At 62.8% G+C, this 13943-nt stretch carries 15 protein-coding genes; 5 read left to right on the plus strand and 10 right to left on the minus strand.

Annotation, left to right across the window (positions count from 1 at the left end; all coding sequences use genetic code 11):
• Position 1: 1 nt before the first annotated feature.
• The 5 genes from pdxH to dinG form a co-directional block, all read right to left on the minus strand.
• A complete protein-coding gene (gene pdxH, locus BMZ46_RS05545; protein ID WP_074691408.1) occupies positions 2 to 649 on the minus strand; it encodes a pyridoxamine 5'-phosphate oxidase in 648 nt (215 codons plus the stop codon).
• 24 nt (positions 650 to 673) lie between these two features.
• Positions 674 to 1780 (minus strand): OmpA family protein, encoded by a 1107-nt coding sequence (locus BMZ46_RS05550; RefSeq protein WP_074691400.1) that lies wholly within the window; start codon positions 1778 to 1780, stop codon positions 674 to 676.
• A 113-nt stretch (positions 1781 to 1893) separates the two neighbouring features.
• Positions 1894 to 3039, minus strand: coding sequence for a serine hydrolase domain-containing protein (locus tag BMZ46_RS05555; protein ID WP_074691394.1), 1146 nt, complete (start codon positions 3037 to 3039; stop codon positions 1894 to 1896).
• A gap of 106 nt (positions 3040 to 3145) precedes the next feature.
• A complete protein-coding gene (locus BMZ46_RS05560; protein ID WP_074691392.1) occupies positions 3146 to 5626 on the minus strand; it encodes a beta-galactosidase in 2481 nt (826 codons plus the stop codon).
• Positions 5627 to 5721: 95 nt separating this feature from the next.
• Positions 5722 to 7866 (minus strand): ATP-dependent DNA helicase DinG, encoded by a 2145-nt coding sequence (gene dinG, locus BMZ46_RS05565; protein WP_007952008.1) that lies wholly within the window; start codon positions 7864 to 7866, stop codon positions 5722 to 5724.
• Between the two features lie 99 nt (positions 7867 to 7965).
• Here dinG and BMZ46_RS05570 point away from each other — a divergent pair, with 99 nt between their 5' ends.
• The gene (locus BMZ46_RS05570; RefSeq protein WP_074691390.1) at positions 7966 to 8430 is read left to right on the plus strand and encodes a CopD family protein; all 465 of its coding nucleotides are present in this window, start codon (positions 7966 to 7968) and stop codon (positions 8428 to 8430) included.
• Positions 8431 to 8572: 142 nt separating this feature from the next.
• Here the strand turns inward: BMZ46_RS05570 and BMZ46_RS05575 are convergent, their stop codons facing one another.
• The 4 genes from BMZ46_RS05575 to BMZ46_RS05590 form a co-directional block, all read right to left on the minus strand.
• Entirely contained in the window at positions 8573 to 9331 is a 759-nt protein-coding gene (locus BMZ46_RS05575) for a collagen-like triple helix repeat-containing protein (RefSeq protein WP_039771355.1), read from the minus strand.
• Entirely contained in the window at positions 9324 to 9602 is a 279-nt protein-coding gene (locus BMZ46_RS05580) for a DUF1145 domain-containing protein (RefSeq protein ID WP_039771353.1), read from the minus strand. Before BMZ46_RS05580 ends, BMZ46_RS05575 begins: the two co-directional genes overlap by 8 nt.
• A 162-nt stretch (positions 9603 to 9764) precedes the next feature.
• Entirely contained in the window at positions 9765 to 10487 is a 723-nt protein-coding gene (locus BMZ46_RS05585) for a PA1041 family peptidoglycan-binding anchor lipoprotein (RefSeq protein WP_039771352.1), read from the minus strand.
• An 89-nt stretch (positions 10488 to 10576) separates the two neighbouring features.
• Positions 10577 to 11272 (minus strand): PA1041 family peptidoglycan-binding anchor lipoprotein, encoded by a 696-nt coding sequence (locus BMZ46_RS05590; protein WP_064593923.1) that lies wholly within the window; start codon positions 11270 to 11272, stop codon positions 10577 to 10579.
• Between the two features lie 199 nt (positions 11273 to 11471).
• Between BMZ46_RS05590 and BMZ46_RS05595 the strand changes: the two genes are divergently transcribed.
• The 4 genes from BMZ46_RS05595 to BMZ46_RS05610 are packed head-to-tail and all read left to right on the plus strand — an operon-like array spanning position 11472 to position 13179.
• Complete coding sequence (locus BMZ46_RS05595) at positions 11472 to 11969, plus strand: DUF6231 family protein (protein ID WP_011332778.1); 498 nt, start codon at positions 11472 to 11474, stop codon at positions 11967 to 11969.
• Positions 11970 to 11973: 4 nt separating this feature from the next.
• Positions 11974 to 12450, plus strand: a complete 477-nt coding sequence (locus BMZ46_RS05600) for a YchJ family protein (RefSeq protein ID WP_039771349.1) — start codon at positions 11974 to 11976, stop codon at positions 12448 to 12450.
• Between the two features lie 31 nt (positions 12451 to 12481).
• Entirely contained in the window at positions 12482 to 12967 is a 486-nt protein-coding gene (locus BMZ46_RS05605; protein WP_074691388.1) for an LEA/WHy family protein, read from the plus strand.
• A gap of 5 nt (positions 12968 to 12972) precedes the next feature.
• Positions 12973 to 13179, plus strand: a complete 207-nt coding sequence (locus BMZ46_RS05610; protein ID WP_007955014.1) for an SEC-C metal-binding domain-containing protein — start codon at positions 12973 to 12975, stop codon at positions 13177 to 13179.
• Between the two features lie 146 nt (positions 13180 to 13325).
• Here BMZ46_RS05610 and BMZ46_RS05615 read toward each other — a convergent pair whose 3' ends face one another.
• Positions 13326 to 13883: a cysteine hydrolase family protein gene (locus BMZ46_RS05615; RefSeq protein WP_039771348.1), complete on the minus strand. Its 558-nt coding sequence runs from the start codon at positions 13881 to 13883 to the stop codon at positions 13326 to 13328.
• Positions 13884 to 13943: the final 60 nt, after the last annotated feature.

A 13943-nucleotide genomic window follows, 5' to 3' on the forward strand; every position in this document is an offset into this window, starting at 1 on the left:
CTCAGGGTGCCAGACGTTCAAGAATCCAGTCGGCGCCCTGCACACGGTAGTTGAGGCGATCGTGCAGACGGCTCGCGCGGCCCTGCCAGAACTCGATGCGCTCGGGGAGCAGGCGGTAACCGCCCCAGTGTTCCGGGCAGTGAGGCTGAGTGTCGGTGAAGCGTTGCTCGGTCGCCTTGAGCAAGTCTTCCAGTTCACCCCGGCCGTTGATCACCCGGCTCTGCGGTGACGCCCAGGCGCCGAGTCGGCTCCCCAGCGGTCGCACCTGATAGTACGCATCCGACTCTTCGGGCGTGACCTTCACCACCCGCCCTTCGATCCGCACCTGGCGCTCCAGGGTCGGCCAGAAGAATGTCATGGCAGCAAACGGGTTCGCCGCCAGATGCTGGCCCTTGGCGCTTTCGTAGTTGGTGAAGAAGGTGAAGCCCTGCTCGTCCAGCCCCTTGAGCAGCAGAATGCGGCAATGCGGACGGCCGTCCGCATCCACCGTGGCCAGGGTCATCGCGTTGGCTTCCACTGGCGCCTGTTCGGTTTTCACCGCTTCGGCAAACCACTGGTGAAACAACGCAAAGGGCTCGGCCGGGGCTTGCGCCTCGGTCAGGCCGTCCCGGGTGTAATCACGACGCATATCTGCCAGAGACTGGGTCACGGCGCATTCCTTTTCGTTAGCGGATCACTTTTTGGTGGTATCGGTCGCAGCGACTTTCTTGTCGGTTGCAGCGGCTTTGGCGGGTGCGGTCTTTTTCGCCGGAGCCTTGGCCGGGGCCTTCTTCGCTGGAGCCTTGGCAGCAGCTTTTTTGGCCGGAGCCTTTTTGGTGGCCGGTACAGCGGCTTTCTTCGCCGCCGGCGCCGGGGTCACCGGTTTGGCGGCAGGCTTGACGTCCTGGGCAGCAACCATGGTCACTGGCTTCGGTGCTGGCATGTTGTACTTGCTCAGCAGCGCGACCATGGTGTTCTGCGGGGTCACCAGCAGTTCGACACGGCGGTTCAGGGCACGGCCTTCAACGCTGTCGTTGGCGGCACGCGGTGCTTCGGAACCCATGCCGCGCAACATCAGGCGATCACGCTGCAGGCCGCTGAGGCGGAAGATCGCCGCCACAGCCTGGGCGCGTTCCTGGCTCAACTTGACGTTGGCCGGAGCGGCACCGGTGGTGTCACTGTGACCGAGCACCAGTACGGCGGTTTTCGGGTCGGCTTCGAGGATTTTCGCCACGCGGGTGAACGGGCCGAGAGTCACTGGCAGCAGCATGGCCGGGCGATCCGGGTTGAACGAGCCTTCCACCGGCGCCGTCACGACCAGCACGTTCTCACGGCGTTCGAGTTGCAGGTTGCTGTCCTTGATTGCGGTGCGCAGGCGCGGTTCGTAGTCATCCAGCCAGGCTTGAGTGACTTTCGGATCGGGCATCGGCACGACTTTGGCCGTGTCCTGCTCCTTGCCGCCGAACGGCCACCACCATTTGCCGCCCTTGTCGGCTTCAGCCTTGGCGACTTCGACCGGTTTTGCTTCGGGCTTGGCTTCAGCTTTCACTTCTGGCTTGGCTGCCGCCGAGTCGTCCGAGCCAAACGGCCAGTACCACGGACTGCTGCTCTCAGCCTTGGCCACCGGCGCGGTGGCGGCCGGTTTCAACGGCGCAGGCGCCGGAGCCGGCTCCTTGGCTGCGACTTTGTCGGAAGAACCGAACGGCCACCAGCTGCCGCCATCGGCGTCGTTCTTCGGAGTCTGTGCACAACCGGTGATTGCGAAACACAGGGCCAGGGCGAGAGTTTGTTTGGACGACATTGGAAACCCACAAAAAGAATTAGTGAACAATCAGAGGACTTTCGCCCGGATAAACAGACGCTTTGAAACGAAATTCGCCATGAGGTTCCGGCCCTGGAACCTCGGACGATGCTTTACAGACAAGTGGCAAGTACCCGCGCCAGCTTCTGCGCGCGCGGATCCATCAAGACGTACGGCCCCAGGGTATTTGTCACAAATCCGAAGGCCACATCGTGCTCCGGATCAGCAAAACCGATGGAACCACCCGCACCCGGATGCCCGAATGCACGCGGGCCGAGGCCGTAAGTGGCATTCGGCACGTCGGGTTGATCAAGCATGCAACCGAGACCGAAACGGGTGCGGGTCAGCAAGGTCTTGTCCTCGCCGAGGCTGTGTTCGCGGGTCAGTTCTTCGAGCATTTCGCTTTCCAGGAGGCTGCCGTCGAGCAGACCGGCGTAGAACCCGGCCAGACTGCGCGCATTGCCGTGGCCGTTGGCCGCCGGTTGCTGCATGCGGCGCCATTCCGGTTTGTTGGTGCTGGTGAGCACCGACGGCGGATTGGTGAAGGCCCGGGTGGTCATCGCTGTTGGTTCGCGCATGGTCACTTGCAGCAGGCGCTGGGCGGCGGCGTCGCCAGTGTTGCCCTTGCCCCGGGCAATGTGCGCCACGCGATGGAATTCTGCGTCGGCCAGACCGACATGAAAATCCAGCCCCAAAGGTTTGGCGACCCGCGCCACGATCGATTCCCCCGGCCCGCGACCGTCGGCACGCCGCAGCAATTCGCCGATCAGCCAGCCGTAGGTGATCGCGGCATAGCCGTGACCGGTGCCCGGCGTCCACCACGGTGCTTCGGCCGCGAGGGCGTCGACCATGGTCTGCCAGTCGTACAGTGCTTCAGGCGCGAGCAATTCGCGCAGGGCCGGCAGACCGGCCTGATGGCTAAGCAGTTGGCGCAGGGTGACGGATTCCTTGCCGGCGGCGGCGAATTCCGGCCAGTAACGGGCAACCTGCGCATCGAGCTGCAACTTGCCTTCGGCAACCAGTTGCAGCGCGGTGACGGCGGTGAAAGTCTTGGTGCAGGAGAACAGGTTGGCGATGGTGTCGCTGTGCCAGGCCTCGGCGCCGTCCTTGTCGGCGGTGCCGGACCAGAGGTCGAGGACGGTTTCCCCGCCGACCCGGATGCACAACGCGGCGCCGCGTTCCTGGGGATCGTCGAACAGTGCAGCGAAGGCTTCGCGCACCGCTTCGAATTGAAGCTCGTAATGTCCCTGAATCTGCACCCGCAACTCCCCCGCGAAAACGCTCTACAAAGTGGCCCGCATTGTTCCAGCCCGTGAGGCTTTTGGGAACCGCTGCGGGCCGGGCGGTCTTCAGGTTTCGTATTGATCAGTGGCCGTTGCCGGAATGCCCGCCGGTGTGGCCTGCGCCCTGCCCCGGGCCTTTGCCGGCGTCCGCTTTACGGCCGCCTTCGGCTTCGTGGCCGGCCTTGTCCGCTGCGGCAGCCGCCTTCTGCGCCTCTTTGCTCAACTGATCGACGGTCGCCAGGTTGCTCTTGCGCACGGCTTCGACAAAACCCTGGAACGGCAGATCGGTGACGCCAACCAGACCGAAGTGGCCGTTCTCGCCATCGAGCAGGCGCCCGGTCACCGGTTGGTCCAGATACTGGAACCAGTGCACGCCGACAATCGACGGTTCGCTCAGCGCCTGTTTGAGGAAGTTGGCGTAGGCCGGGCCACGGTCTTCTTCCTTGCTCAACGGGGTCACACCGCCCCAGAACGGGCCTCGGTCGGTGGAGCCGAAGTTGAATTCGGTAATCAGCACCGGTTTGTCGAGGCTGCGCAGCGCGGCGAAGTCATAACCGTCCTGCGGTTGCAGGGTGTACATGTTGAAGCTCAGCACGTCGCAATACTGGGCGCAGGACGCCACGGCTTCCGGGGTGCTGGTGGCGAAACGGCCGCCGAGCAGCAACTGGTTCGGCGCGTGCCATTTCAGCGAGTCGGAAATGGTCTTGAAGTAGGTGTCGGCGAAGACCTTCTGGAAGTATTTGAAGTCGGCCTCGATTTCCGGATGCTCCGGGTTCGGCAGCGGCGCCTCGAAACCCGGGTCTTCCATCAATTCCCATGCCGGCAGATCAATGCCCCAGGCCTTCGACAGCCCCGCCTGATTGCGGTACTTGTCGCGCAACTGCTTGAGGAACGCGCGTTTGGCCGGAACGTCGGTGGTCATTTTCAGGGTGCCGTAGGCCAGCGCGTAACGGGATTTCGGATCATCGCCGGGGCCGGCCCAGGCCAGTTCGTTGTCGGCGAAATAGCCGATCAACCACGGATCATCGCGATGGTCACGGGCGGCAATCGCCACGGCGCGTTCGGTGGCCATGGCGAAACGCGGATCGAACGGGTCAGGCATGCCGCCCCACCAGTCGGTCCCGGTGCTGATGCTGGTGTAATCGCCGACGATCGACAGCGGCAAGGTGTACGGCATGCGCTCGGCGTCACTGAGGGCGGGGGCGCTCCAGTTACCGATGGTGTTGAAGCCCCAGGCTTGCAGGCGATCAAGGGTGTGGCTGGCCCACTTTTGTTCGTCGACCGTGTTTTTGCACGGTGTCGCGACATTTTGCCCGGTTGTCGCGGCCGACTCGGCAACCCCGGATTTCGGCTGTTCGGAGGCGGCTACCGGTGCACTGGCGTTGGTTGCCGCCTCTTCGGCGGCGCCAGCCTTGGCGGCTTCGGCGACACCGGCCTTGTTGCCGCTATCCGGGATGCATGGCTCGCCATAAAGGCGCTGAAGGTTGGCGCCGTAGAAGTCGTACCAGCGCCCGAAGTTGTAGCCACGGCCTTGATCGACACCGTTGCCGCCACGGTTGTCGCCTTCGCCGAAGTGGCTGGCCAGCGGCTCTTCAGGTTTTGGCAGGGATTCGAACATGTATTCGCGGCCGGCCACGTAGGTCTGGTTGACCTCCGGGCTGACGGTGTTCACGCCCAGGGAATAAAACGGATGGCCCTCTGGCGTCACCAGATACCAGCGGCCGTCACGTTTTTCGGTGCGGAAGAAACCGCTGGCCTTGAACGCCGGGCCTTTGCTCCAGCCGCCGAACTTGTCCAGCGACGACTTTTCGCGCTCGGCCAGCCAGGTGTTCAGTTGTTGCTGTTCTTTGGCGGCGGCGGATTTCAGTTGCTCGTCATTGGCGACTTTTTCCGGCCACTTGCCGCGAGTCGACTGGCCATAGGCATCCACCAGATTGCCGTAGGCGGATTTGATCACCTCGCCTTCGTCCTGCACGCCAAAGCGCTCGAGCAACAGACTTTGCGCGGCTTTCGGCTGATCCATCGACAGGCTGACCGACACCACCTGGCTGCGATCCAGCTCACCGCTACTGCTCGCCAACAGGATGCGCTGCCCGTCGATCGTCATCGGCATCACCGGCCCGGCTTTCATGCCCTGGCTGAGTGGCGAGGTCGCGGTCAACGGCACGAGCAAGGTCTGCGCCGGGCCCGCCGGCAGGTCAACGCGGCTGACCAGAGTCTTGCCGTCGTTGCTCTGGATTTGTACGTAGACGGTCACGGCCCAGTTCATCGCGCTCTGGATGCGCAGGCTCATCATGCCGGACTGCGACCAGTCCCAGGCACCGGTCTGCGGCGACAGACGCAAGGTCGGGCGGGCCGTCGGGTTGAACGTCACCCGGCGCAGCACTTCACCCTCGGGAGTCTGCTCGGCGTTGGCTTGCGGCAGGTCGGCGTTTTCGGTCGCCACTTTCACCACATCGGCGGGGCGAACAAAGTTGAACAGGGTCTGCTGGCCGGCAGGTGCCGCGAATAAAGGCGCAGCGAAAACCAGGGCAAAAACGGCAGGCAACGAACGACGAATCATGAGAACGGAATTCTCCCTAACGACCCGCAAGGGCCAATGGAAAAGCAGTGACAGAGAGATAGACAGCGCGGCGGGCAAAACTGCCCACCGATGTCTCAGGATATTTCACGACGGAAAGGAGGCAACGCATTGAGGATCGCCTTGCCGTAGCGCTGGGTGACCAGCCGCCGATCCAGCAAGGTGATGGTGCCGCGGTCTTCTTCGGTACGCAGCAGTCGGCCGCAGGCCTGGACCAGCTTCAGCGAGGCATCGGGCACCGAGATTTCCATGAACGGATTGCCGCCACGGGCCTCGATCCACTCCGACAGCGCCGCCTCGACCGGGTCGTCCGGCACCGAGAACGGGATCTTGGCGATCACCACGTGCTCGCAGTAGGCGCCGGGCAAGTCCACGCCCTCGGCAAAACTGGCGAGGCCGAACAGCACGCTGGAATCGCCGCCATCGACACGCGCCTTGTGCTTGTTCAGGGTTTCCTGTTTCGACAGGTTGCCTTGAATGAACACTTGCTTGCGCCAGTCACGGTCGAGGCCGTCGAACACGTCCTGCATCTGTTTGCGCGACGAGAACAGCACCAGACTGCCGCGCGAGCCTTCGACCAGTTCCGGCAGGTCGCGGATGATCGCGGCGGTGTGGGCAGCGGCATCCCGCGGGTCGGCCTTCAGGTCCGGCACCCGCAACACACCGGCGTCGGCGTGATGGAACGGGCTCGGCACCACGGCGGTGACGGCTTTTTTCGGCAGGCCGGCACGCATGCGGAAGCGGTCGAAGGTGCCGAGGGCGGTCAAGGTCGCCGAGGTCACCAGACAGCCGTAGGCCACGTTCCACAGGCTGCGGCGCAGGGTTTCGGCGGCGAGGATCGGGCTGGCGTTGACCTCGATGTCGAACAGCGAACCGCTTTCGGCCAGGGTCAGCCAGCGGGCCATCGGCGGGTTGTCTTCGGGGTCTTCGGCGGTGAACGCGGTCCACAGTTCCCAGTTGCCGGAGGCACGGGACAACAGGCTGCCGAACAGTGGATACCATTCCTCGGCCTGATTGCTGGCGATGCCGATGTTGACCTCGCCGTCCATGCCTTCCTTGAGCAGATCCGTCAGGCGGGTGAACAGGTCGTTGAGGCGGGCGAAGCCTTTTTTCAGCTCGATGCCCATCTCGCGCATGTGCTCGGGAATCACCCCACCGATGAAGCGGTGACGCGGACGTTCGCGGCCTTCGACATCTTCACCGGGCTTGAAGTCGGCGATCTGTTCGCAGGCGGTGAACATGAACTGCTGCTGGGTCTTGATCTCCCGCGCCAGCTCCGGCACCTGCTCGATCAGCTTGCCGAGATCGCCCGGCAGCGGGTGCTGGGCCAGCAGTTTGGTGAGGTTCTTGGCGGTGGTTTCCAGCCAGTCGGCGGTGGAACGCAGGCGCGTGTAGTGAGCGAAGTGGCCGATGGCCTTGTCCGGCAGGTGGTGGCCTTCGTCGAATACATAAATGGTGTCGCGCGGGTCTGGCAACACGGCCCCGCCACCCAGTGCGAGGTCAGCCAGCACCATATCGTGGTTGGTGACGATCACGTCGACCTTGCCCATGCCTTCGCGGGCCTTGTAGAAGGCGCACTGGCCGAAGTTCGGGCAATGACGGTTGGTGCACTGGCTGTGATCGGTGGTCAGGCGCGCCCAGTCGGCGTCTTCCAGCGCGTTGGGCCAGCTGTCGCGGTCGCCGTCCCATTTATTGCCGGCGAGCTTTTCGATCATGCTGGTGAACAGCTTCTGGCTGGCCTCATCGACCTCGATCTTGAAGCCTTCTTCTTCGAACAACTGGGCGGTGGCGGTCTGTGCGTGGCCTTCCTGCAACAGCATGTCGAGCTTGGACAGGCACATGTAGCGGCCACGGCCCTTGGCCAGGGCGAAGCTGAAGTTCAGCCCGCTGTTGCGCATCAGGTCGGGCAAATCCTTGTAGACGATCTGCTCTTGCAGGGCCACGGTGGCGGTGGCGATCACCAGGCGCTTGCCGGCCAGTTTGGCGGTCGGGATCGCCGCCAGGCTGTAAGCCACGGTCTTGCCGGTACCGGTGCCGGCTTCCACCGCGACAATCGCGGGGTCGCCACTGCGCCGGCCTTCGTCGTCGGTGTCGATATCCCCGAGGACTTTGGCGACTTCAGCGATCATCAGGCGCTGGCCGTAACGCGGTTTGAGGCTCTTGGCCTCTAGAAAACGCGAGTAGGCGCCCTGGATCGTGGTTTTGAGTTCAGTGCTGATCATTGAGTGTCGGGCGCAAAAAACGCTGGATAAATTTTCAGTGGTTCGGTTCGGCGGCTATCATACCCCGCGAATCGATCCCGCGCAGAACGGAGTACCCCAATGACACCTTTTAGCCTCGTTTACCCCATCCATGTACTGGCCGCGCTGGTGTGGGTCGGCGGTATGTTTTTCGCCTGGATGGTGCTGCGCCCTGCGGCGATGAAGGCCCTGGACGGTCCCGGGCGCCTGACGCTCTGGGTGGAAGTGTTTCAAGGTTTTTTTCGTTGGGTGTGGGGAGCGGTGATTCTGCTGCCGGTGACCGGGGTGGGCATGCTGCACCTGCAACACATCGCCTTCGACAACGCACCGCGCTATGTGCAGGTGATGATGGGGTTGTATGTGGTGATGACCGCGTTGTTCATCCGGATTCAGGCATTGATGCTGCCGGAACTGCGCACGGCGGTGCAGGCGAAGGACTGGCCGGCGGGTGCGGCAGTGCTGGGGCGGATTCGCAAGGTGGTCGGGTTCAACCTGCTGATCGGGGTGCTGCTGGTGGCCGTGGCTGCTGCGCGCCCCTCGTTCTGACAAGCGCGTTTTACCTGATCGTTCCCACGCTCTGCGTGGGAATGCAGCCCGTGACGCTCCGCGTCACTGGACGCGGAGCGTCCCTAAAGGCATTCCCACGCAGAGCGTGGGAACGATCAACGTAGAGGGTGGGAGCAATCGATTACAGGCGCTGTACGGTGACAGACCCCGCCGCACCCGCAGGCCCCGGCTGCCCGTCAGCCCCCGGCTTGCCGCTCTTGCCGCCGTCGGCGCGATACACCAGGCAGCCCTTGGATTTGCCACCCGCCCCCGGTTTACCGCCAGGACCGGCCGGGCCACCGGCACCGCCGGCGACTTCGACCTTGATCAGCTCGGCCGGAAACTCGCGCGGTACTTCAAGTCGCACCAGCGCGCCCGGTGCACCCGGCTGGCCATCGCTGCCGTTGCTGCCATCAAAACCGTGTCCCGCCTGACCCCAGGTGCAACCCGGCTCCTGACCGTTGGCGCCATCAAGCCCGACAAATCCCGGCGCACCGGTGCCGCCACGGGCATCGACCACCAGTTTCGGCGCGTTCAACGCCTTGAACTGCAGATTCAGATTGCGCCCGGCGCGGGCAGCTTTTTCGTAGGTGCCCGGTGCGCCACGGGCGGTGATCTGGCTGCCTTCGGCGAGTTCGGCGCGGCTGACTTTCATCTCCAGCGCCTGTTCGCTCGGCACGATGGCAATGCGCGCTTCATGGCCCAGCTGCAATTCGCCGACACTCAGTTCGGTCACGTTCGAGGGAATCAGCAAAGTGCCGTAATCGGCGACCACCAGTTTCTCCAGTTGCAGAGTGCTGGCGGTGTTCGGCAGACGCATCAGCGAGTTGGTTTCGACGCTGACCACTTGGGCGCAGGCCAGGGGACTGATGAATGCAGCAAGCAGGCAGAGTTTACGCATGGGAAGCCTCCGGAGCGGCCGGGGCCGGGATGGTTTGCAGGTGGAATACGCCGAACAACAGGATGCGGCCACGATCACGCCAAGGGTGCGGACGCCCCTTGAGGCTGCGGTTGCACAGCAGCACTTCGAGCACGTGGATCGCCAGCAGCAGACCGCCGGCCAGATTGACCAGCAGGTGCAGCGGATGAACAAACGGCACCAGCTGATTGGCCAGCACCACGCAGCAGAACAGCAGGGTCAACAATCGCCCCAGCCCACAGAACACCTTCATACGCTCCCCCGTGTTGCGAATTATTCTTTGGGCGCACAGTAACGGCTTCTGCAGGGGATAAGCCAGAGGGGAAAATGAAAAAATGCGGACTGCCGCCGGATGGCTGCCGGTTCGATGACGTTCATCGACCGACAGCTCTAGCCTGCGGACTACAGACTCATCCTAACGATTGATGTGCAGTTCCACCCGACGGTTCTGCGCACGCCCTTCGTCCGTATTGTTATCGGCGACCGGTTCACTCTCGCCGCGCCCTTCACTGGTGAGTTTGTTCGGCGCCAGGCCCTGACTCAGCAAATATTCCGCCACGCTGCTGGCGCGACGTTCCGAAAGCGCCTGGTTGTAGGCATCCGAACCCTTGCTGTCGGTGTGGCCGATGACCTTGATGCTCACCACATCGGCATTGCGCAGTTTGTCCATCAGCGTGTCGAGCTGGCTTTTTGCGGCCGGTTTCAAATCCGACTTGTCGAAGTCGAACAGCACGTTGCCGGCATCGTTGAGGGTGATGACTTCGGTTTGCGGGGCCGGTTCGGCCGGTTTCTCGGTGACCGGATATTGCGGCAGCGGACAGCCACGGTGGTCAACCGGTGTGTTGGCCGGGGTATCGGGGCAACGGTCGCGGCGATCGAACACGCCGTCGTCGTCTTCATCGCCATCCTGGGCATAGCAGATCAATCCGCCGGTGAGGATCCCCAGCGCAGCGCCACCGCCGGCCCAACCGCTGCTTTCGAGCGCGCCGAGACCGCCGCCGACCAGCCCGCCAATAAGGCTGCAGATCGGCCAGGTACGTTGATTGAGGGGAGCGGTGCCATCGCTGTGGGTGGCGCAACCGGTCAACAGGCTGCCCAGCAGCAGAACCGGCAAGACGGACCTTGTAAGAACACTCATCGTTAAAGCTCCTGTGTCACCGGCCCATACCGGTTACACAGGAGTAAAGACCCGCATCCGCGACTGCACAAGCCGCGGATGCGAGGGGGCTAGCGGTTGATTTTGATTTCGGTACGACGGTTCAGCGCGCGACCGTCAGCAGTTTTGTTGTCTGCCACCGGCTGGCTTTCACCGGCACCGGTCACCGACACGAAGCTGCTTTGCGGTACGCCGCTTTCAACCAGGTACTTGACCACCGAGTGCGCGCGGCGATCCGACAGTTTCTGGTTGTAGGCATCGCTGCCGACGCTGTCGGTGTGGCCGGTCACGGTCAGTTGCGCCGTGCTGGATTCCTGTTTCAGGCGCGAAGCGACCTTATCCAGGACCAGTTTGTCGGACGGGGTCAGCGTGGCCTTGTCGAACTGGAAGTGAACATCGCGGATGACAATGGTTTCTTCCTTGACCACTACAGCTTCTTCGACCACTGGTGCAGGGGCTGGTGGAGGGCAGCCGTCGGCATCGACCTGTACGCCTTTAGGCGTGCCCGGGCACTTGTCGCGACTGTCCGGCACACCATCGCCGTCTTCATCGCCGTCACCGTGAACCCAGCAATAGGCCGCTGCCGTACCGCCGACGAGTAACGCGCCATACCCCGCCCATGCGGAGCTTTCGGTCGCACCGAGCCCCGCACCGACGACACCACCGACTGCCGCACAGGTCGGCCAGTCGGTTTTCTGCAAACCTGCGCAACCAGTCAACACACTGGTTAGCAGAACCAAGGGTAATGCTGTCCGAACTATGCTCATCTAGTTTTCTCCTGAGGGATCGGCTTAGAACCGATTCAGGGAGTAAAGACCGGAGTTTTAATCTCCGCCAGCAATAGGCCATTGCTGTTTGTGCGCCTGTTCACGGGACTTCGACGAATTTGCCGCAAACCCGCAGGACAGAGATCTAGGCCTTGGCGCCCGGGCAGGCTAGTCTTGGCGCTCTGATTGAGGAGCTTCGATGAACGTCGCCATTTCTTCCCGCACGCCGCAGCAGGCATTGGCCGCCCTGCTCGACCGCTACGCCCCTGCACGTCTGCTGCTGATCGGCGCCAGCGAGTTCCCGGCGCTGGCTGCCTTCAAGGAAGCGCACCCGGACACCTGCGTCGCGCACGCCGCGCCCGGTGCGCTGCCGGCGGAATTGGCGGCCCGCCGTTTCGACCTGGCGCTGGTGGTCGATTGCCTGGAACATTTGCCCAAGCGCGACGGCCTGAATCTGTTGGGCGGGATCCGCAACCTCAACGCCAGCCGCATCGCCGTGCTGGCGGATCTGCCGGCCAGCGGCTGGCAGGAAACCGATTTTTACTCTCTGGCCCTGCAAGCCAGCGAACGCTTCGCCCGTGACGAGCAGGTACTGACACTCTTCACCTACGATCTGCTTGACTACAAACAAGTCCCCGACTGGCTCAACTCGCGGTTCTGGGCCAATCCGGAAAACTTCGGGAAATACTGGTGGTAATGCAATGAGTACAGCCATTTGCCCTTGCGGCAGCGGCAACCTGCTGGATGCCTGCTGCGGTCACTATCACGCCGGCCACCCGGCCCCGTGCGCCGAAGCCCTGATGCGCTCGCGCTACAGCGCCTACGTGCTGGGCCTGATCGATTATCTGGTGGCGACCACCCTGCCCGCCCAGCAAGCGGGGCTGGATCGCCAGTCGATCAGCAACTGGAGCGCCCAGAGCACCTGGCTCGGTCTGGACGTGGAAAGCTCGGAAGTGCTCGGCGGCCAGCCGGAGCACGCGTTCGTCACCTTCACCGCGCGCTGGCATGACGGTCAGGGCGAACACAGCCACCGCGAGCGCTCGTCATTCGTGCAGAACAGCGGGCGCTGGTACTTCATCGACCCGACCGTGCAACTGAAGCTGGGCCGCAACGACGCCTGCCCGTGCGCCAGCGGCCAGAAGTTCAAGAAATGCTGTGCGGGGTATTTCAGCAGCTGAGGCTAGACTGGGCAGCAAAGGGAGTTAAACCATGCTCGGTCATTGGCGCACAATCCAGGTCTTCTCACTGCTCATGTTTCTGGGGCTCGGCGGCTGCGCGTCCTGGTTTACCGACGACGCCCGCGACCCCGCCGTGCACCTGGTGAAAGTCGAAGTGGTGCGCGCCAAGTTGCTGGAACAGAAATTCATCCTGCACTTTCGCATCGACAACCCCAATGACAGCGACCTGACCGTGCGCGGCCTGGAATACCGCATACACCTGGCCGATATGCTGCTGGCCGAAGGCGAGCACGAACACTGGATCACGGTGAACCCCAAAAGCAGCGCGTTTTACAAGGTGCCGATCCGTACCAACCTGTGGCCAAAGGTCAAAGAGGTGATGAAAATGCTGAAAAACCCGAACCAGCAGATTCCCTATCGACTGGAGGGCGAGATGGAAACCGGTTTATTCATCGCTCACTACGTGCACCTGGCGCGCAATGGCGTGATAATCCCCGCCGATTTGATTACGGAGTGACCCCGATGACCCAGCAACCTCATGTCCATGGCCCAGACTGCAACCACGATCATGACCATCACCACCATGATCACGACCATGGCCATGTCCACGGCCCGAACTGCGGCCACGCTCACCAGGAACCGGTGCGCAACGCCCTGAAAGACGTTGGCCGCAATGACCCTTGCCCCTGCGGCAATGGCAAGAAATTCAAGAAGTGCCACGGCGCTTGATGTTTCAGGCAATTATCCTCTTCGCCTGACACACCGCCATCGCGAGCAAGCTCGCTCCCACGGGGATCGCGCTCCATCAGGAGCAACTCGGTCGAATGTGGGAGCTGGCTTGCCAGCGATGAGGCCCGCGCACTCCCCGATCAGTATCAGGCTGCCCCGAGAATCTCGGCACTGCCGACCACCGTCGCATACTCCCCGTGCAGATTCCCCAGCGACATCGCATGTACCTCTTGCGCCGAACGCAAAGTGCCGAAATAGTCGGCCTTGTCGAAGGTAAAGCACGCATCCTCCGCCACCCACGCGTCAAACCCCAGATTGCCTGCCGTGCGTGCCGTGGATTCCACCGAGTTGTTCGTCGCCACGCCGACAATGATCAACTGCCCGATCCCCGCCTCACGCAACTTCGCCTCAAGCCCCGTCGCACAAAACGCATCCGGCACCTGTTTCTGGATCAGCCACTCGCCTTCCTGCGGTAAAAACCTTTCCTGAAAATCCACGCCTGATTGCTCGGGCCAGAACACCGAATTCGGCGAGCGCGACAGGTGCTGCACGTGGATCACCGGCCGTCCGCTGCGCCGCCAGAAGTTCAGCAAGTCGAGGATTCGTTCTTCGGCCAACGGATTATTCCGTCGACCCAGACGCGGTTCCAGAATGCCTTTTTGCTGGTCGATGATGATCAGTGCAGCGTTGGCCTTGAGTTCCATGGCGATTTTTCTCACGCGGGGTCATTGAATTTCCCGTACTTGAGCATCACCTCCTGTGAC

It is taken from the genome of Pseudomonas sp. NFIX49, assembly GCF_900115915.1.
GTDB classification, from domain to species: Bacteria; Pseudomonadota; Gammaproteobacteria; order Pseudomonadales; family Pseudomonadaceae; genus Aquipseudomonas; species Aquipseudomonas pharyngis.